Genomic DNA, 19,251 nt, shown 5'->3' with positions numbered 1-19,251 from the left:
CTTCACTGCGGCGCGGGCAGATTCGCTATCTGAACCATTTCCTGCTCCCGGGTGCGCGATGCCAGGATGCCGCGACCAGGGGGGAGTTTCATCGGCCGGACGTCGCCGATGACTTTTCCCTCGTCGCGGGGGCCGCTCATCACCAGCGTTTCGACGGAGAGGTTCCGCAATGCGCCGAGGACGGGGTCGTACAGTGCCCGCGAGACACCACTCGTGCGGCGGGCGACGATGAAATGCAGTCCGACATCGCGGGCCTGCGGAAAATACTCCACCAGTGGCAGGAACGGATTCGCTCCCGAACCGGGGGAGACCAAATCGTAGTCATCGACCACGAGGTAGATTTCCGGCCCTGACCACCAGGCGCGCTCCCGCAGCTGCTGCGCGGTGATGCCGGGCCCGGGGATGCGCCCCGCCAGGGTTTTCGCCACCTCCGCAATCATCGGAGCCGTCGTCTGCGATGAGGTGGAATACCCCGCCAGACCATTCGCGAACTCGCCGAGCATGCCGCGCCGGTAGTCGATCAGCACCACCTGCGCCTCCGCCGGGCTCGCATTCTCGACGATGCCGGTGATGATATTTCGCAGGAGTGTGGTCTTGCCATGCGCTGCGTCCGCGAAGGCCATGAAGTGCGGCTCGGCCGCGAAATCGAGCACCAGTGGCTGCAACTCGGATTCGCAGAGCCCGACGACCACCTTCGTCGGGCCCATCGAGATACCGTGCTCCGCCGCGAGCGCAGGCAACGTTTCCCGGCTGAATTCCAGCGGCAACGTCCGCACCTCGGGAGCACGGCGCCGCCCGTACAGCGCGCTGAGCTCCGCCGCTGCCTCGCCGAGTCCCTCGCTGAGGGTCGCCGGATCGGAGTCGGAATCCAAGCGTGGCAACGCGATCAGCATGTGCAGGTGATCGGCGGTGATCCCACGTCCCGGCCGTTCCTCCGGAACCTGCTGCGCGACACGGCGATTGATCTCAGAATCGGACGGGTCGCCCAATCGCAATTCGATCCTGGTGCCGATCTGATCCCGGATCATCGGCCGGATCTCCGGCCATCGCGACGCGCTGATCATCAGGTGGATACCGTAGGACAGCCCCTGGGTGGCAATGGCGTTGATCTGCGGCTCGAGCACATCGAACTCTTCACCGACCGCCCGCCAGCCGTCGATGACCAGGACGACGTCGCCGAACCTGTCCGGTGGTGACGAATCCGTTGCCTCGGACGCGGCGAAATTCCGGCGCCGATACTCCACTATCGACTCGATGCCCAGTTCGGCGAACCGCTGCTCGCGCCTGCGCAGCAACGTCGTCAGCTCGGCGATCGTGCGACGTACCCGATCACCGTCTAAACGGCCTGCCACCGAACCCACATGCGGCACCCGAGCCAACCTCATGAGACCGCCGCCGCCGAAATCCAGGCAGTAGAACTGCACCTGCTCCGGACTGTGCGTCACCGCCGCGGCCAGCACGATCGTCTGCAAGGTCGTCGACTTGCCCGCGCGCGGACCGCCCACCACGGCGACATGACCCTTGGCACTGGAGAGATCGATCGTCAGCACTTCGCGACGATGCTCGGATGGCTTGTCGATCACTCCGATGGGCATCCGCAACCGGCCCGGCCGCTGCACGGTCGACCGCCAATCCTGCTCGGGCAACAGCTGATCCAGCGTCGGGGATGCGTCCAGCGGAGGCACCCACAGCGGATACGCCGGCTTGCCGTGCCCGCGGATCCTCGACACCACCGCTTCCAGCACCGTGCGCTGCTCGACACTCCCCGTGCTCGCGCCGGGGCCGACCCGTTCCGACCGGCTCACATAGGCCGACTTGAACCGCAGCGGATCGGAAGCATCGACCTTCAGATAGCCGGAGCCGGGATCGCTGGCCAGATGGTAGGCGTCGGCGGTGCCGATGACGGCCCTCGACTCGGCGGCGGAAAACGTGCGCAGCACGACCCGGTAGGACAGATGTCGTTCCAGTCCGCGCACCTTGTCCTCCTCGAACCGGTGCGAGGCGAGCAGTAGGTGCACGTGCAGCGAACGTCCGAGCCGGCCGATCATCACGAACAGCTCGATGAAGTCCGGTTTCTGGGCGAGCAGCTCCGAGTACTCGTCGACCACGATCAACAACGCGGGCAGCGGCTCCGCCTGCATACCCGCCGCGCGGGCTCGCTCGTAGTCGGATACCTCGGCGAATTTCCCCGTCGCCCGGAGTATCTCCTGCCTGCGTTTCAGCTCGCCGGCCAGCGTGTCCTGGAGCCGGTCCACCAGGGACAGATCTTGTTCCACGTTGGCGATGACGGTCGACACATGCGGCAGCGATTCCAGGCCGGAAAAGGCCGCGCCACCTTTGAAGTCGACCAGGACCAGATTCAGCGCATCCGGGGAATGGGTGGTGACCAAGGCGAGGATCAAGGTGCGCAGGAACTCCGATTTCCCGGAACCGGTAGCGCCGATACACAGTCCGTGCGGGCCCATGCCGTTCTGGGCCGCCTCCTTGAGATCCAATCGGACGACATCGCCGGTGGCGGTGAGCCCGATCGGCACCCGCAGCCGGTCGCGGTCGTGCCTGGTCCGCCACATCTCATCGACGTCGAAGTCCTGACCGGAACCGATGCCGAGCAGTTCGGTGAAGTCCACCTCGCCGTCCAGCGGAGACCGGCCGAGGCCGTCGAGCGCGAGCTCCTGCTGGTATCCGCGCACCAGATCGACCAATTCGGCAGCACCATCGGAGATTTCCACCGCGCTCAGCAACTCCGGCTGCAACTCACGCAGATCAGGCATGGCGACCCGGAACGGACGCTCCCCGAACAGCGCCCATCCCGGCCCGTCGGGAAGGCGGGCGGCGCGCTCCGGGTGCAGACGCGAATCGGCGGGGCGGTGCAAGCGCAATTCGACATGGGCCGTCAGCAAGTCGACCAGGTCGCCGGGCGCCTCGTTCCAGTCGCGTGCGGTCACCACCAGGTGGACGCCGTACTCCGGGCCCGCGCTCGCGATCTGCTTGATCCGCCCGTCGAACCCGGGGATCTGCTCGCGGAAGTCGCCCAGCCGGTCGATGACCAGGAAGACATCGGGCACCGGACCGGCCAACGACGGTCGCGCGGCACGCAGACTGCCCGGTGAATCGATGCCCGTTTCCCGATACAGCCTTTTGCGGCTCCGGATCTCGGCGGTCACCCGGTCGAGTACCGCGCCGACCTTGTCCAGTTCGTCGTCGCCCACCGCGCTCGCGATATGGGGCAACGCGCTCATCGAACCGAGGCGGTTGCTGGATTCGAGCACATACAGTTTCACCTCGTCAGGTGAATGGGTCAGCGCCAATGATCCGGTGAGCGTCCGCAGCAGAGTGCTCTTGCCCGAGCCCGCGCGGCCGACGATGAAGAGGTTGCGATCCGCGCCCGCCAGATCCAGCCACACCGTTTCGCCCGGCACGCCGTCGGTGCGCCGCTCCTGCCCGATGGGAACCTTCAATCGGCCGGTCCCCCACCAGTTCGCCGCCCGCAGTCCACTGTCGGGCGTCTGTTCGAGCCGCCCGACGAGCGACCCGAGCTGCACTCGATCGCCGACCTCGATGAGGCTCGATTGCCGCCGCCGGACCCGGGCTATATAGACCTCGTCCTTGAAGACCCCGTAGTGGTTCGGCGTCTGCCTGGTCGTCCGGCTGCGGACATCGGCATGCACGAATGTCCACAGATCGTGGGTGCCGATCAGGCCGCTGCCGTTGTCGGCCTGACCGGTGCCGATTCCCTTCACCAGCGCCGAGGTGAACACCGACAGCGGTGCCGAGTCACCGTCGGCACGGCCCTCGGCCGCGGTCTCCACCGCGCTCGACGCGGTCAGCACGCAGATCCCGTCGCCCGCCGCGAGTTGCTGGGCGACATCGTCGATGGTCGGTGCGGACTTCATCACCTCGGAGCCGAGAAACGCGCCGCTGTAGCAGCAGTCGAGCACGATGATCTTCGCCGCCGCCGCGGATTCCCGGATCAGCTCGCGGATGAACGTCGAGGACACCGCCGTGCTGCTCAGCAGCTGTGGATCGGTATTGCCGACAGCCAGATACAGATTCTGGCGGGTGCGCAGTCCGTGACCGGAGAAATAGAACAGGATGACGTCGTCCGGTTCGGCGCCGCGGAAGACCCGCTCGATGCTGCGCTCGATCTCGGCCTTGGACTCGTTGATCAGCAGCTCGGTCGGCCGGAAGCCGCCGATCTCGGGGTCGCGCAACAGTTCCCGGAGTTGCTCCGCGTCCGAGATCGGTGCGTAGAGCCGCGACAAACCGTCGAAGTGGTAGGTGTCGTTCGCTACGAAGAGCGCGATTCGCCGTCCGGTCGGACTACTCATCTGCCAGCAGGTCGCCGAACTTCTCGATGGCATTGTCGACCTGGGCCAGGCCCGGCCGGACGATGGTCACCTCGCGGTCACCCTTCTTGATCGTGATCGAATCCGCCTTGGTTCGCTCGAGGAACTTGAGGCTGACATCCCGAATCGACCACACCACGGCACCGATCGCCCCGCTGGACACGAGCAACTGGCCGATCTGCTCGACCGCGCCGGATTTCTGGCCGTCCGCCGCGGCTGTCGTCACGCGGCTGACCTGTAGTCCACCGATCTCGGACAGGTCGGTGTGTAGCTCGCCGGTCACCTCGTCCAGCCACTCGGCATCACGACGTCCCCCGGAATTGATCACCAGCACAACGTCATCCATCGATCCGCCCTCCCTCACTGTGATCATCCTCGTCAGACCACTCTAGACAGGACGAAGCAAACCGACAGTTCGATTCGCGGTGCGGGGGTGAAGACTCAGAACAGTGGATCGTGGCGGATCGACTTGGCCTGGGTGCCTGCCGCCATCAACCGGAACTTGGTGGTCTGCACCATCGATGGCGATCCGACGATCTGCACATCCCGGTCCGCCCACGAACCGTAGCTGGCGACGACCTTGCCGATCTGGCCGGTCATCCGCGGTTCGAGGCCGGGGAGATCGCCCTGCGGTTCGCCGGACTCGTAGTACCACCAGGGGTTCTCGTCACTCTCGGTGACGGGGGTGACCGAGAGCCACTTGTTGGCCATGGCCAGCTGGCTCAGGACCTGCAGGTCGTAGAGGTCGCACGGGTGGTGGCCGCCGACGAACAGGTGGACCTTCGGGTTGACCCGGCGCTGGGCCATCGCCATGATCTGGGCGCGCAGCGGCGCGATGCCGGTGCCGCAGCCGACCATCAGCATCTTGCGCTTGGTGTTGCGCGGCACGCCGAGGCCGCCGAGCGGTGAACCGAGCAGCCACTGGTCACCGACGGCGGTGTGCGAGACCATGGCCGGGCTGACCCAGCCGCCCAGCACACTGCGCACGTGGAACTCGACCTCGCCGTTGGCATTCGCGGGGTTGGCCGGGGAGAGGTAGCGCCACATCCGGGGCCGCGCCGGTATCTGCACGCTGAGGTACTGGCCCGCCGCGTACTGCATCGGCTGGTCGAGCTGGACGCGGATGACGGCCAGATTGCGCAGCACCTCGCGGCGTTCGACCACGGTCGCCGACCACGCGGCGGGCGTCGTCTCCTTGTCGGCGGCGCTGATCATCGCGCCGCTGATGGTGGCCAGGCCCTCGTCCCAGGCGGTGGCGACCTCGTCGGTCCACATCTCGGTGCCCGCGAACTCGCGCATGGCCGCCTTCAGCGAGTTGGCCACCGCGACGTAGTGGGCGGGCTGCACACCGTACTTACGGTGATCGCGCCCGAGCTGGGCGAGGAACGGGAGCAGCTTGTCCGGCTCTTCCAGCCGGTCCAGCGCGTAGCCGATCGCCGAGACGAGCCGTTCACGCTGGGAGTCCATGGCCGCCGGGAAGTAGTCACGGATACCGGGATAGTCCGTGAACAGGATCGAGTAGAACGATCTGGCTAGCTTCTCGGGCCCACCGTCTTCCGCAGCAACCGCCTTGAACGTAGTACGGATCAAAGCGACAGTCCGCGAATCCATATGTGTCACAACCTCGTTTCGCCATCGAACGCTAGCCGCGCCGGCGAGTGACGGGCTGGGAGGACACTCGTCAGCAGCCGATGCGAGAAGTCTAGGCGAGGTTTGCCAGCTTAGGAATCGTACTCTTAAACATCACGCATGTAATTCGTTAAAAACCGGGCGGTACCTGATCAATACCAGCTAAAAACATACCAGTGGACCGTGAATCAGGGGTGAACATGACCCCAAGATTCCCCGATCTTCCCGGCAATTGCGACAAGAGCGACCCAATGTGCCTGGTAGAGCGACCTTTCCGCTACGAACCCCGTGCCCTCCGATCCGACGCGCCGTGCCAAGACACGCGGGGAGGGTGTGTCGGAGTGGCTGGTCGACGAGAGGGAATTGGCCGCCGATCGAGCCGAATTCAGCGTCCTACCAGCAACCTTTCGTGATGATCCCGAGATATATGCCCACCTCAGCGCCCTGCGCGCCCGCACGCCCCGGCCAAGATCACGAATAAATGGGTTGCTGGATAGTCACCAGCCGATCGCCGGGGATTGACCGGGCATGAACGAGCCCCCGGCCCGCGTCCGCCGGAGCGGATCGGGAACCGGGGGCTCGCCGAATCGTGGAACCCTACCGCCGGTGCCGCGGCTGCCACACCACGAGCGCGGTGCTGCGCTGGGGCGGCGACAGGTCGGGCCGGTAGCCCGCCCGCAACTGCTCCAGCTCCGCGCTCATCTCCTCGACGCGCTGCTGCAGCGCCTCGACCTGATTGGTGAGCTCGATGATGCGCTTGATGCCGGCGAGGTTGACACCCTCGTCCTGCGACAGCCGCTGCACTTCGCGCAGCAGCTCGACGTCGCGGGTCGAGTAACGGCGTCCGCCACCCGAAGTGCGTTGGGGGGTGACCAAACCCAGCCGGTCATAGGTGCGCAACGTCTGCGCGTGCATACCCGCCAGCTGAGCCGCCACCGAGATCATGAAGAACTCGGCACGCGAGGTCCCACCCGACGCGGACTTCGGACTATCGGACATCAAGCACCCGCCCATCCTGCACGCGGATCGAAGCCACCGGCCTTCTCCGCCTCCTGATAGCGCTTGAGCGCATCGGTGGCGTCGGAGTCCAGGTTCTGCGGAACCGCGACCTTCACCGTGACCAGCAGGTCACCGGCGCCGCCCGCCGCGCCGCGCTTGGGCACACCGCGACCGCGTACCCGCAGGATACGCCCGTCGGCGGTGCCCGGCGGCACCTTCACGCCCACCCGGCCGTCCAGCGTCGGCACGGAAACAGTTGTCCCCAGCACCAATTCGCTGTAGCTCACCGGGAGCACCAGGGTCAGGTCGTCGCCCTGACGGCCGAACACCTTGTCCTGGCTGACGTGCACGGTCACGTAGAGATCGCCAGAGGGCGCCCCACGCAGGCCCGCTTCGCCCTGCCCGGCCAACCGGATCTTCTGCCCGTCACTGACACCGGGCGGAATACGCACGGTGATGGTGCGGGTGCGGTTCTGGATGCCGGTGCCCGAGCAGTCGGTGCACGGGTCGTCGATGATCGACCCGGTACCGCGGCAGTCGTCGCAGGGCTCGCTGAAACCGAACGCGCCCTGATTACGGCTGACCACGCCGGAACCGTTGCAGTACGGACACACTCGCGGGCTGGTGCCCGGCTTGGCGCCGCTGCCGTGACACGTGGTGCACGGCGACGGACTGGTCATCCGCAGCGGAACGGTGACACCCTGGGCGGCCTCGCGGAAGCCCAGCGTCGTCTCGGTCTCCACATCGGCGCCACGGCGCGGACGGCTGGAGCCGCGCGCGCCACCCCGGTTGAACAGCCCGCCGAGCAGATCGCCGAGCCCGCCGTCGCCGGGGGCGCCCGCGCCACCGGCTTGACCGAAGATGTCCCCGATGTTGAAGTCCTGCGAGAAGCCGCCGCCCGCACCGGGTGTGAACCCGCCGCCGTAGCCGCGACCGCCACCGCCCGCGAACAGGCGCCGCGTCTCGTCGTACTCCTTGCGCTTGGCCGGATCCGACAGCACGGCATTGGCCTCGCTGACCGCCTTGAACCGCTCCTCGGCCTTGGTGTCACCCGGGTTGGAGTCCGGGTGCAGGTCACGAGCGAGCTTGCGGTAGGCCTTCTTGATCTCGTCCTGCGAGGCGCCGGAGGAGACACCCAGCTCCTTGTAGAAGTCCTTTTCGATCCACTCCCGTTGGCTCACCGGGCGTCTCCTCCTCTCGCGTCCTTATTGGTCGTCGCCGTCGGCATCCGAATCCGATGCCCCCACGGCCTCGGCATCGGTTACCCCGACCAGCGCGTGCCGAAGCACCCGTTCGCCGAACCGATAGCCCTTGCGCATCACAACGCCGATGACCGGATCGGCGCCCGAACCCTCGTGCTGCACTGCCTCGTGCAGCGTCGGGTCGAACGGGTCACCGATCGCACCGAACTCGACGAGACCCTGCTTGGCCAGCGCGGTCTCGAGCTTGTCGGCGACGGCCTTGAGCGGGCCGGTCTCCAGGTCGCCGTGCGCCCTGGCGCGGTCCAGATCGTCGAGCACACCGAGCAACTCGGTCACCACCGCGGCCTTGGCCGCGTCGATGTTGGCCTGACGATCCCGCTCGACCCGGCGGCGGTAGTTCGCGTATTCCGCGGTCAACCGCTGTAGGTCGGCGGTGCGCTCGGCCAGCTCGTCGCTGACCGGCGCCTCGGCCTCGCCGTCACCGGAGGGCTCCGCCGCCTCGGCGGCGGAGTCGGTCTCGGTGTCTTCGACGATGTCTTCGATCAGCTCCTGTTCGGAGTTGGCCTCGGTCACTTCTTCTCCGTGTCCACCGGCTCGTCGACAACCTCGGCGTCGACGACCTGGTCGTCGTCGGCCTGGCTCGGGCCTGCGCCGTTACCGGACTGGCCCTCGGCGGCACTGGCCTCGTAGAGCGCCTGGCCAAGGGCCTGCGACTCGGTGGCCAGCTTCTCCACGGCGGACTTCACCGCGGCGATGTCGGTACCGGCGAGTGCCGTGTTGGCCTCGGCGATGGCCGCCTCGACCTTGGACTTCACGTCCGCGGGCACCTTGTCCTCGTTGTCCTTGATGAACTTCTCGGTCTGGTGCACCAGCGACTCGGCCTGGTTGCGGGTCTCGGCCTCCTCGCGGCGGGCCTTGTCCTCGGCGGCGTGCGCCTCGGCGTCCTTGACCATCCGGTCGATCTCTTCCTTGGACAGGCCGGAGCCGTCCTGGATCTTGATCTTGTTTTCCTTGCCGGTGCCCTTGTCCTTGGCGGTCACGTGCACGATGCCGTTGGCGTCGATGTCGAAGGTGACCTCGATCTGCGGCACGCCACGCGGGGCCGGGGGCAGGCCGGTCAGCTCGAAGGAGCCGAGCAGCTTGTTGTGCGAGGCGATCTCGCGCTCACCCTGGAACACCTGGATCTGCACCGACGGCTGGTTGTCGTCGGCCGTGGTGAAGGTCTCCGAGCGCTTGGTCGGAATGGTGGTGTTGCGCTCGATGAGCTTGGTCATCACGCCACCCTTGGTCTCGATACCCAGCGACAGCGGGGTGACATCGAGCAGCAGGACGTCCTTGACCTCACCCTTGAGCACACCGGCCTGCAGGGCGGCGCCGACGGCGACGACCTCGTCCGGGTTCACGCCCTTGTTCGGCTCACGGCCACCGGTCAGTTCCTTGACCAGGTCGGAGACGGCGGGCATACGGGTGGAGCCACCGACGAGCACGACGTGGTCGATGTCGGCCACGTTGATGCCGGCGTCCTTGATGACGGACTGGAACGGCGCGCGGGTGCGATCCAGCAGATCGGAGGTGATCTTCTGGAACTCGGCGCGGGTCAGCTGCTCGTCGAGGAACAGCGGGTTCTTGTCCGCGTCGACGGTGATGTAGGGCAGGTTGATCGAGGTCGACTGGCTCGACGACAGCTCGATCTTCGCCTTCTCGGCGGCCTCGCGCAGACGCTGCATGGCCATCTTGTCCTTGGTCAGGTCGATGCCCGAGGACGCCTTGAACTTGTCGACCAGCCAGTTGACGATGCGCTCGTCCCAGTCGTCGCCACCGAGGTGGTTGTCACCGGAGGTCGCGCGGACCTCGACGACGCCCTCGCCGATTTCCAGCAGCGAGACGTCGAAGGTGCCGCCACCGAGGTCGAAGACCAGGATGGTCTGCTCTTTGTCGCCCTTGTCCAGGCCGTACGCGAGCGCGGCCGCGGTGGGCTCGTTGACGATGCGCAGCACGTTCAGGCCGGCGATCTGACCGGCTTCCTTGGTGGCCTGACGCTGGGCGTCTTCGAAGTAGGCCGGGACGGTGATGACCGCGTCGGTGATCTCCTCACCGAGGTAGGCCTCGGCGTCGCGCTTCAGCTTCATCAGCGTGCGCGCGGAGATTTCCTGCGGGGTGTACTTCTTGCCGTCGATCTCGACGTTCCAGTCGGTGCCGATGTGGCGCTTGACCGAGCGGATGGTGCGGTCGACGTTGGTGACGGCCTGGTTCTTCGCAGGCTGGCCGACGAGGACCTCGCCGTTCTTCGCGAACGCGACGATCGAAGGGGTGGTGCGCGAGCCTTCCGAGTTCGCGACGACGACCGGCTCGCCGCCTTCGAGAACGGCGACGACCGAGTTCGTGGTCCCGAGGTCGATTCCGACCGCACGAGCCATAGTGATTTCCTCCTGTTTGACGTACTCGATGCAACAGTCTCAGCAACGCTGAGTGTGGTGGGCTCAATCCTGCCTTTCAGGACCTCCGGGCGTCAACCCGAACTTGAGTCAATTACACTCAACATCGTTGATCAGCACAACCTGTAGCTGCGGCGATTCATTCCCGCCACCCGAAAAAACTTTCCGACCCCCGGGTCATTCTTGCCACGCCTGCGCTCAACTGCGGCGGCCGATGCGGGATCGTGACGGATCGTTCACGCGTTTCGCGCGGGTTTGAGGAAGGCGGTTGTCGCCAAGGCGAGGACGAGCAGGCCCGCGCACAGGTAGCTCGACACCTCTATCCCTGCGGCCATGGCTGCCCGGGCCGGCTCGGCGGTGTCTTCGGCGAGGGCAGGGATCACCGATCCGGCGCTGTCGGTGACTGTCGACGTCAGCTGGTGCGCCTCGGCTTCGGACAGGTTCGCGTCGGTCAGCCGGTCGCGCAGGCCGGTGCCGAGGGTGCTGAAGAAGACGGTGGTGAGGACGGCGATGCCGAGGGCCGAGCCGAGTTCGCGTGCGGCACTCTGGATTCCCGAGCCCTGGCCCGCGCTCTCGGCGGGGACGTCGGCGAGCACGACATTGGTGACCTGAGCCGTGGCGAAGCCGACGCCGATGCCGTAGACGAACAGGGCGCCGGCGATCGACCACCAGCTACTGTCGGCCGCGGCGAACAGGCCCAGCAGTGCGAGACCGGCGGCTTCCAGGAGCAAGCCGATCCTGACTTGGCCCAGCGCCGAGACCGTCATCGAGAAGCTCGCGCCGCTGGCGACGAAACTGCCGATCGCGAGGGGGACCAGGGCAAGGCCCGCTTGCAGGGCGGTGTAGTCGAGGGCGAACTGCATCCACAGCGGCAGGACCGCGATGATGCCGAATTCGCCGAGGCCGACGAGCAGGGTCACCACATTGCCTTTGCGGAACGAGTCGATGGAGAACAGCCGCACATCGAGCAAGGGGTGTTCGTCCGCGAGCCTCGCCTGCCTGCGCCAGAACATCCCGAGCGTGAGGATCGCGCCGGCCAGCGCGACGAGCACCGGCGATGGTCCACTGCGCCAGGCGAATCCACCGATGCTCAGGGGTTCGGTAACGATCAGCCATCCATAGTGACGGCCTTCGATCAGGGCGAAGGCGAGCAGGCCGAGGCCGAGTGCCGACTGCGCGGCGCCTCGCCAATCCACCCGGCCCGCCGAGCTCGGCGACACCGGGAGATAGAACAGCACCGCGGCCATGATCAGGACGACCATCGGGATGTTGATGCCGAAGGCCCAGCGCCAGGAGAAGTCGGCGAGCCAGCCGCCGAGCAGCGGGCCGACCGCCGCGGCCGCGCCGATCGTGGAGCCCCAGATCGCGAAGGCCCGTCCGCGCGCCTTTCCGGTGAATGCGGAGTTCACCAGGGCGAGGGAGGTCGGCAGGATCAACGCCCCGCCGATGCCCTGCAGGAAGCGCGCCAGGATGAGCAGACCCCCACTCGGGGCGAGTGAGGCGAGCAGGCTGGTCACGCCGAAGACGACGAGACCGATCAGGAACAGCTTGCGCGCGCCGTAGAGGTCACTGAGCCTGCCGGTGAGCAGCAGCAGCGCCGCGAACACGATCGCGTAGGACTCCTGGATCCATTGCGCCTGAATCGAAGTGATCGCGAGGTCGTCGACGATCGGCGCGACGATCACGTTCACGATCGTCAGGTCGACCACGATCAACGCGACGCCGAGCGAGACGGCGATCAGCCCCAGCCACAACCGCAGCGGTGGAGTCTCGGTTTCGGTCTGCAATTTACCTCCATCATCAAGTGACTTTATGATGAAGCTAAATGTCAGGCGGTAGGTTGTCAATCGAGCGGCGAACGAGAGGACGACATGGCGAAGACATCCGGCGATGTCGCGATGCAGCGGCAGCGGCTCGCCGCCGGGCTCATCGGCTACGGCGCGAGCTTCACCGAACTGGGCCGCCGGTTCGCCGAGACCCTCGGCGTGCACTCGACCGACGCGTTCGCCCTGATGGAGATCGCCGCCGCCGAGGCGGCAGGCACTCCGCTGTCCCCCGCGCTGCTCAGCAAGCGGATCACCCTCACCTCGGGGGCGATGACCACCCTGATCAACCGGCTGGAACAGGCGGGATATGTCACCCGCAGCCGCGAGCACACCGACCGGCGGGTGGTGACATTGCGGTGCAGCGCACAGGCCCGCCGCCTCGCCGACGAGTTCTTCCACACGGTCAATGCCGAGCAGGACGCGATCCTGGCCGAATATTCGACCGACCAGCTCGAGCAGTTCGAGACCCTGATCGCGCGACTGCGCGCGACGATGGACGGGTCGTCCACCTAGACAAGGGAGAAACCGTGCACACCGTTGATCTACTCGTCGTCGGCCGCGGCCAGAACGTGGTCGACACCGCCATCGCCTACATCGACGGCCTCGGCTACCGCATCCTCGGCACCACCCTCGACGAGGAAGCGCTGGACATCCTCGACCGCGAGCAGGTTCGGTTCCTCGTCATCGGCGGCGGGGTCGAGACCGAATCGCGAAAGAGGTTGACGGCCAAGGCCGATGAGCGCGGGACCACCGCGGTAGCAGCCAAGCGGGCTGGGCGTGACGTCGAGCAATACCTCGCCGACGAGGTCGTGCCGGCGCTACGGGGTTAGCGGGGGAGTTCGGCGAGGACTCCTTCGGCGCTGCGGGCGGCGGCTCGGCAGGCGGTGGCGGTGGATTGGTCGGCCAGGGGGTGGGCGGCTCGGGCTCGCCAGGTGCGGACCGCGGTGGAGGCTGCGGTGCGCAGGGTGTTCGGGTCGGCTTCGGCGGGGAGGCCGAGGCGAAGGTGCGGTGCTACGCCGGTGCCGCCGAGGATGCGGTGCAGATCGGCGAGTACCGGTGGGGGGAGGGGAAGTTCGTCGGTGCGCAGGCGGCCGAGGAGGCGGAGTTCGGTGAAGCCGTGGACGTCGGCGAGGCGGGCGCGGACGCGGGGTAGCAGTCGGTCGGCTTCGGTGCCGGGGTAGGCGGACAGGATGCGGTTCAGAGTGCTCAGGGCCGAGTGCGCCTTCAGTTCTTCTGCGCGCTGGCCGAATTGGATCTCCAGTACCGAGCGCAGTTCCTCGATGCCGCTGCGGGCGGCCAATTCGGCTGCCAGCGAGGAGGAGTCGCGGACGCCGAGGCGGATCAGCATGGTGGCCATGCGGATTCCGAACAGGCCGAAGCGATCCGCGAGCTGGGCGCGCAGTTCGGGGGCGACCGGCAGGGCGATGTCGGCGCGGGCGAAACGGTCTGCCGAGAGCAGGGCGATGCCGAGATCTTCCGCGGGGACCGTGGACAGTGCCTCGAACGCGGCGAATTCCGGTTGCCGCAGGGTCGACGCGGCGAAGGCGAGCAGGCCCGCTACCGGAATCACCGCCTGGCACAAGCCCGTTCGCTCCAGTTCGCCGGCGAAGCGGGCGGCCACGTCGCGGGCCGAGTGCAGCGCGTCGATGCGGCCCGCGCCGATCTCGTCGGCGCGGGACACCACGCCGATCACGCCGAGTGGGCCCGCGCCACCGGCGCCGGCGCCGATCTGTTCGAGAAAGCTCACGTCGGTGGCGTCGAGTCGGCGCAGCAGGTAGACGACGGCGTCGGCGCCGGGTGCCGAGATCGCCGAACGGCCGCGCGCATTGCCGTCGGCGCCGGCGGGGGTGAGCAGGCGTGCGGTGCGGAGCGAGACCTCGCGTGACAGCGACGAGGTGCCGGGGGTGTCGATGATCGTCGTCTGGGCCAGGGCGGCCGACGGCCAGCCGACCTCGAGGTGGTCGACCTCGCGGGGGCCGTACGCGTCCCAGCTCAGGGCGCTCAGGTCGAAGGTGAGGCCGTGCGCGCCGCTGCCGCGCCGGACGATCACGTTGGCCCTCGCGCCGTCGGCGGCGTGGGCGGTGACGGTGGGGGTGGAGGCGTCGCGGTACCAGGTGACGACCCGGGTGCACTCGGTGGCGTCGGTCGGGGCGACGGCCTGGCCGACCAGGGCGTTCAGCAGCGTCGACTTGCCTGCCTTGATCGAACCGGCCAGCGCTACCCGCAGCGGCTCACGCAGCCGGAATTCGCAGTCGGCCAGCAGCGTGCGCGCGTACTCGTCACGACCGAATACCCGCGCCGCCGCGCCGACCAGCTCGTGCGCCTCGGCCAGGATCCTGGGTGCCTGACCGCCGGGCGCGGCGGTGTCGAAACGGTGGGTCACCCAGATACCGTACCGTCGGCCCGTCCTGGTTCGAGTTGCATCGTTTCCGCGTAGCGACGCAGCTCGGCGACCGCGTTCAGCTGGCGTTCGAGTACGACGGTGCGCTCGGCGCGGTGGGTGGCGGCCATCGCGGCCGCTTCCTGGGCGGCGCGCAGGGAGGCGTCGATCGAGCGCAGGCTGCGCTCGGCGACACCGGCGAAGTGGTCGCGCAGGGCGCGGTGGATGCGGTGCAGGCGATCCTTGGTGTCCTTGGCCGCCTGGAACGCGACGTCGTCGAGGAAGCGGCGCACCTCGGCGTTGGCTTCGATGCGGCGGCGGGCCAGTCGTGCGGTCTTGTCGTCGCGGTAGGCCTTGCCGCCGACGATCAGGCCCGCGCCGAGGGAGATCGGGTTCAGCATCGCGAGGCCGGCGAAGGTCGTGGCGAGGCCGATCATCAGCACGCCGCCGTAGGAGCCGCGCATGCCGACCAGCACCTTGCTGGTGAAACCGATGTCGGGCTCCAGGTCGGCCAGGGAGCCCGAGCTGGCGAGGGTGCTTTCGTCGTCCATTCCGGCATGGACCTCGGGCAGCTCGACCGCGCCGACCTCGGCGAAGTGGTCGGCGATGCGTTCGGCCAGCAGTTCCGCGCGACGGTGGGTCAGCAGGAGGTTGTCGCCGAGTGCGGTGTCGACGCTGCCGGACAGCCATTCGGCGATCGCGCCCCAGTGCCTGCCCGGGTCGTTCTCGTCGATCCATTCCTGGCCCGTGCGGGCGATGCCGCGCAGGCGGTCGCGCAGGTCGTGGTCGACGTCGCCGACGAGGTCGGTGATGCCGTCGGCGAGGGTTTGCTGCCAGCTCGCGGTTCGCCGCTGGAGTGCTTCGGCGGCGGCGCGGGCGGACTGGAGTTCGTCGACCGCTGCCGAGCCGAGTGCGGGGTCGCGTAGTGCGACCAGTTCGCTGCCCAATGCAAGGGCCAAATGTTCTGCTGCCGATTGCAATTCGCGTGCGACGGCCTGTCGTGTGACGGCCTGGTCGCGGGCGACGACCCGGTCTCGGAGGAAGCCGAACAGCACGCCGAATCCGGATTCCTGGCCCAGCTGCGCGTCTTGCAGGCGCAGGGCGTGGGCGCGCAGCAGGGCCGACACCGGGATCAGGGCGACGTCGGCTTCGGCGCGGGTCAGGTGGGATCGGTCGGCCTCGAGTACCCGGTGCCAGTGCGGATACAGGTCGGTTTTGGTGAGCAGGACGGCGACCGTGGGGCAGAGTTCGCGAATCTGGCGGACGAAGGTGAGCTCGGGTTCGGTGAGCTCGGTGGAGGCGTCGGAGAGCACGAGGACCGCGTCGGCGGCTGCGGCGAGGCCGAGAACGCCTGCGGCACAGGCGCTTCCGTGGCCGCCGACACCGGGGGTGTCGATCAGGACGATGCCGTCGGCCAGCAGCTGGTTGGGCAGCTCGGCCTCTATCCGCACGATCTGCCTGCCCTGGGCGAGCGGGCTGCGGGCATCGATGACGCCGATCTCGTCGAACGGGATCTCCACCCGCTCGTCCTCGGTGCCGGGCGCGCTGAGCACCAGATACGCCCGCTGCTGCGCGCCGTAGGACAGCTGCAGCGGGAGCACGGTGGTCACGTCGTCGCCGACCTGGCACACGTCGAGGCCGAGCAGCGCGTTCACGAACCGGCTCTTGCCCTGACCGAGCTGGCCGGTGACGACGATGCGGTGGCGCGGATCGCGCACCCGCTCGGTGACCTTCTCCAGGCGCCCGACCAGGTCGTCGCGGCCTGCGGCACGGGCCGCTGCGACGGTGTCGGCCAACACCGTCGTCAGCGGCACCGCATTCGGTGCGAGAGTCCCCATCGCAGCGCCCGTTTCGCTCAGTGGAACAGTCCGTCGGAGTGCACGTCGGCACCGGTCTCGGCGACAGTACTCGACTCGCCGAACAGCGATGTCTCGCCGCCGAGGCTCGAACCGTGCAGGCCGGAACCGAACGCGCTCGACACGTCGACCGAGGACCAGGTGTCGGCCGCGGTGGTGACCGCGCCCTGGGTGGTGTCGAGGGTGCCGGAGGTGTCGGCCTGGGTTGTCCCGGTGAATTCGGTGGTCGCGGTGGTGCCGGTCTGTGCCGCACCTTCCACGGTGCCGCCGAGGCCGCCGACGATCTGCGTGCCGCCGGTCACCGTGCTCGACAGGCCTGCGTCGACGGATCCGCCGAGACCGGTCTCGAGGCCGGTGCCCGCCTGCGCGCCACCTGCCGCGGAACCCGCCAAACCGGCGCCGGTGTCTACGGCACCGCCCAGACCAGCCTGAGCGCCACCGGCGACCGAACCTGCAACGCCGACACCGGTTTCGGTGAGACCACCAAGACCCGCCTGCGCGCCACCGGTCAGGCCCGCGCCGGTTTCCACAGCCGCGCCGAGACCAGCCTGCGCGCCGGTGGTGACCGAGCCTGCCAGGCCGGTGCCGAGGGTCGCGGCGGTGTCGAGGCCGCCCTGCAGACCGGTGGTCAGTCCGATACCTGTAGTGGAGGACAGTGCTGTGTCCAGCCCGGTGGTGGCCTCCGCGGCACCGCCGCTGCTGATCAGCCCGTCGACGCCGATGCCGGTATCAAGCCCGCCGCTCGCGCCACCGGTCAGCCCGCCGATGAGACCGGTACCCGCCGACGCGGCACCACCGAAGCCGGTTTCCAGCCCGGTGCCGATTTCCGCGCCCGCTCCGACCACACCGTCGAGCCCGGTGATCGCCGTGGTGGTCGCGGCAGCACCAAGACTGCCGGCAGCCTGGGCCCCGGCATTGGCCGCCGCACCCAGCCCAGCAGTGGCCCCGGCGCCGAGCCCACCCACCGCACCGGCCGCACCGCTCAACCCGGCATCCAGGCCGCCACCCAGCTGACCCCCCAGGTCCGCGCCGAAGTCGGTGGTGAGCCCAGCGGCCCCGTCGACCAGACCGTCGACCCCAGCCGCGACATCGCCACCCGCACCAACCGCACCGGTCAGCGCACCGTCCACCCCAGCGCCCGCCGCACCGGTAAGAGCACCGCCGAGTCCAGCGGCTACATCCCCACCGACACCGGCTGCTCCCTCCAAGGCACCGTCGAGACCGGCACCGACACCAGCCGCACCGGTCAAGGCACCGCCCAATCCGGCAGTGAGATCGCTACCCGCGTCGACCACACCCGACAACGCACCGTCCACACCGGCGCCTGCCGTACCGGTAAGAGCACCGCTCAGTCCAGCGGCGACATCGCCACCGACACCAGCCGCCCCCTCCAAGGCACCGTCGAGACCGGCACCGACACCAGCGGCACCGTTCAGCGCACCGCTTAACCCGGCAGTGATATCGCCACCCGCGTCGACTGCACCCGACAACGCGCCGTCCAGGCCGGCGCCAGCGCCCACCGCGCCGTTCAAGGCGCCCCCGAGGCCTGCAGTGAGGTCGGTACCTGCGCCAACCGCGCCATCCACAGCGCCCCCGAGACCGGCGCCAACGCCCGCCGCACCGTTCAACGCGCCGTTAAGCCCGGTGGCCAGATCGACGCCCGCGCCAACCGTGCCATTCAGGGCGCCGCCGAGACCGGCTGCAAGGTCCGCACCTGCCCCAACCGTGCCGTTCAAAGCACCGCCGAGACCGGCGGCGAGGTCCGCACCTGCCCCAACCGCACCGTTCAAAGCACCGCCGAGACCGGCAGCGAGGTCCGCACCTGCGCCAACCGTGCCATTCAGGGCGCCGCCAAGATCGGCGGCAAGGTCCGCACCTGCCCCAACCGCACCATTCAAAGCACCGCCGAGACCGGCAGCAAGATCCGCACCCGCGCCAACTGCACCGTTCAGGGCGCCGCCGAGACCGGCGCCCACGCCCGCCGCGCCATTCAATGCACCGTTCAGGCCTGCAGCGAGGTCGACGCCTGCGCCAACTGCGCCGTTCAGGCCTGCGGCGAGGTCGGTGGCCACGTCCACGTCGACGTTCGCGCCGGTGACGGCGCCCAGGGCGACTTCGAGGCCTGCGCCGACCTGGGCGGCGGCGTCGGCGACTGCCGAGGCGGCGGCGCCGAGGCCTACGTCGAGGCCGATGCCGAGTTCGGCGTCGGTGGCGGCCGCGGCGGTGACGGCGGCGGCCGCGGTGGCGGTGGAAGCGAGGGCTGCGCTCGTGCCTGCCGCGGCGCCTGCGGCGACGATCGACTGGAGCTGGGAGCCGCCGCTGACCAGCGCGGATTCCGCCACCATGGGGGCGACGGCGGAGATGTCTTCGGGGGTCACCTCGAGTCCCGCCTGGGCCAGCGCGGCGCACGGGTTGGCGCAGTAGCTCGCCGCCGCGTCGGGGTCGCGCAGCAGGTTCAGGATGAATTCCAGAATCGCGTTGGGGGTCATCGAGATCAGCTCCTCCAGATCATGGGCGGTGGTGCCCGATCCGTTGTCGTCGGAATGTCTTTCACGCTAGGTCCGCCAGCCGTTACAGG

General features: G+C 68.3%; 13 protein-coding genes. 2 read left to right on the top strand and 11 right to left on the bottom strand.

Going from position 1 to position 19,251, the window contains the following annotated elements; translation table 11 throughout:
- Positions 1-2: 2 nt before the first annotated feature.
- The 8 genes from eccCb to IEY60_RS33005 form a co-directional block, all read right to left on the bottom strand.
- Positions 3-4,328: a type VII secretion protein EccCb gene (eccCb, locus tag IEY60_RS33040; RefSeq protein WP_189034459.1), complete on the bottom strand. Its 4,326-nt coding sequence runs from the start codon at positions 4,326-4,328 to the stop codon at positions 3-5.
- Positions 4,321-4,692, bottom strand: a complete 372-nt coding sequence (locus IEY60_RS33035; RefSeq protein WP_189034458.1) for a hypothetical protein — start codon at positions 4,690-4,692, stop codon at positions 4,321-4,323. Before IEY60_RS33035 ends, eccCb begins: the two co-directional genes overlap by 8 nt.
- A 95-nt stretch (positions 4,693-4,787) precedes the next feature.
- Positions 4,788-5,957 carry a globin domain-containing protein gene (locus tag IEY60_RS33030; protein ID WP_189034457.1) on the bottom strand — a complete coding sequence of 390 codons (1,170 nt, stop codon included), beginning with the start codon at positions 5,955-5,957 and terminating at the stop codon, positions 4,788-4,790.
- 615 nt (positions 5,958-6,572) lie between these two features.
- A complete protein-coding gene (locus IEY60_RS33025; RefSeq protein WP_189034456.1) occupies positions 6,573-6,974 on the bottom strand; it encodes a heat shock protein transcriptional repressor HspR in 402 nt (133 codons plus the stop codon).
- A complete protein-coding gene (gene dnaJ / locus IEY60_RS33020; RefSeq protein ID WP_189034455.1) occupies positions 6,974-8,155 on the bottom strand; it encodes a molecular chaperone DnaJ in 1,182 nt (393 codons plus the stop codon). The genes IEY60_RS33025 and dnaJ overlap by 1 nt, the downstream gene beginning before the upstream one ends.
- Before the next feature lie 24 nt (positions 8,156-8,179).
- Positions 8,180-8,749 (bottom strand): nucleotide exchange factor GrpE, encoded by a 570-nt coding sequence (gene grpE, locus IEY60_RS33015; protein ID WP_189034454.1) that lies wholly within the window; start codon positions 8,747-8,749, stop codon positions 8,180-8,182.
- On the bottom strand, positions 8,746-10,593 hold the full coding sequence (gene dnaK / locus IEY60_RS33010) for a molecular chaperone DnaK (RefSeq protein WP_189034453.1): 1,848 nt from the start codon (positions 10,591-10,593) through the stop codon (positions 8,746-8,748). The genes grpE and dnaK overlap by 4 nt, the downstream gene beginning before the upstream one ends.
- Positions 10,594-10,847: 254 nt before the next feature.
- Positions 10,848-12,398 (bottom strand): DHA2 family efflux MFS transporter permease subunit, encoded by a 1,551-nt coding sequence (locus IEY60_RS33005; RefSeq protein WP_229740335.1) that lies wholly within the window; start codon positions 12,396-12,398, stop codon positions 10,848-10,850.
- 84 nt (positions 12,399-12,482) lie between these two features.
- Between IEY60_RS33005 and IEY60_RS33000 the strand changes: the two genes are divergently transcribed.
- Together IEY60_RS33000 and IEY60_RS32995 are read left to right on the top strand one after the other, a co-directional pair.
- Positions 12,483-12,950, top strand: coding sequence for a MarR family winged helix-turn-helix transcriptional regulator (locus tag IEY60_RS33000; RefSeq protein ID WP_189034452.1), 468 nt, complete (start codon positions 12,483-12,485; stop codon positions 12,948-12,950).
- 14 nt (positions 12,951-12,964) lie between these two features.
- A complete protein-coding gene (locus IEY60_RS32995; protein WP_189034451.1) occupies positions 12,965-13,267 on the top strand; it encodes a hypothetical protein in 303 nt (100 codons plus the stop codon).
- On the opposite strand, the gene IEY60_RS32990 is transcribed toward IEY60_RS32995, so the two are convergent.
- From IEY60_RS32990 to IEY60_RS36315, 3 genes are read right to left on the bottom strand one after another with little or no spacing between them, the layout of a single operon-like run.
- Complete coding sequence (locus IEY60_RS32990) at positions 13,264-14,820, bottom strand: dynamin family protein (RefSeq protein WP_229740334.1); 1,557 nt, start codon at positions 14,818-14,820, stop codon at positions 13,264-13,266. The two genes, IEY60_RS32995 and IEY60_RS32990, sit on opposite strands and share 4 nt — an antisense overlap.
- A complete protein-coding gene (locus IEY60_RS36320) occupies positions 14,817-16,655 on the bottom strand; it encodes a dynamin family protein (RefSeq protein ID WP_189034450.1) in 1,839 nt (612 codons plus the stop codon). The genes IEY60_RS32990 and IEY60_RS36320 overlap by 4 nt, the downstream gene beginning before the upstream one ends.
- 17 nt (positions 16,656-16,672) lie before the next feature.
- Entirely contained in the window at positions 16,673-19,162 is a 2,490-nt protein-coding gene (locus tag IEY60_RS36315) for an IniB N-terminal domain-containing protein (RefSeq protein ID WP_189034449.1), read from the bottom strand.
- Positions 19,163-19,251 lie beyond the last annotated feature (89 nt).

The sequence above is a fragment of the Nocardia rhizosphaerihabitans genome, assembly GCF_014646295.1.
In the GTDB taxonomy this organism is placed as follows: Bacteria; Actinomycetota; Actinomycetes; order Mycobacteriales; family Mycobacteriaceae; genus Nocardia; species Nocardia rhizosphaerihabitans.
Note: the sequence above shows the minus strand (reverse complement) of the source record. Positions and strands in the feature narration are given on the sequence as shown.

Coding starts and splice junctions, on each gene's coding strand:
- IEY60_RS33035 (WP_189034458.1), bottom strand. CDS start 4,692: ATGGATGACGTTGTGCTGGTGATCAATTCCGGGGGACGTCGTGATGCC.
- IEY60_RS33000 (WP_189034452.1), top strand. CDS start 12,483: ATGGCGAAGACATCCGGCGATGTCGCGATGCAGCGGCAGCGGCTCGCC.
- IEY60_RS33030 (WP_189034457.1), bottom strand. CDS start 5,957: ATGGATTCGCGGACTGTCGCTTTGATCCGTACTACGTTCAAGGCGGTT.
- dnaK (WP_189034453.1), bottom strand. CDS start 10,593: ATGGCTCGTGCGGTCGGAATCGACCTCGGGACCACGAACTCGGTCGTC.
- IEY60_RS33025 (WP_189034456.1), bottom strand. CDS start 6,974: ATGTCCGATAGTCCGAAGTCCGCGTCGGGTGGGACCTCGCGTGCCGAG.
- eccCb (WP_189034459.1), bottom strand. CDS start 4,328: ATGAGTAGTCCGACCGGACGGCGAATCGCGCTCTTCGTAGCGAACGAC.
- IEY60_RS36315 (WP_189034449.1), bottom strand. CDS start 19,162: ATGACCCCCAACGCGATTCTGGAATTCATCCTGAACCTGCTGCGCGAC.
- IEY60_RS36320 (WP_189034450.1), bottom strand. CDS start 16,655: ATGGGGACTCTCGCACCGAATGCGGTGCCGCTGACGACGGTGTTGGCC.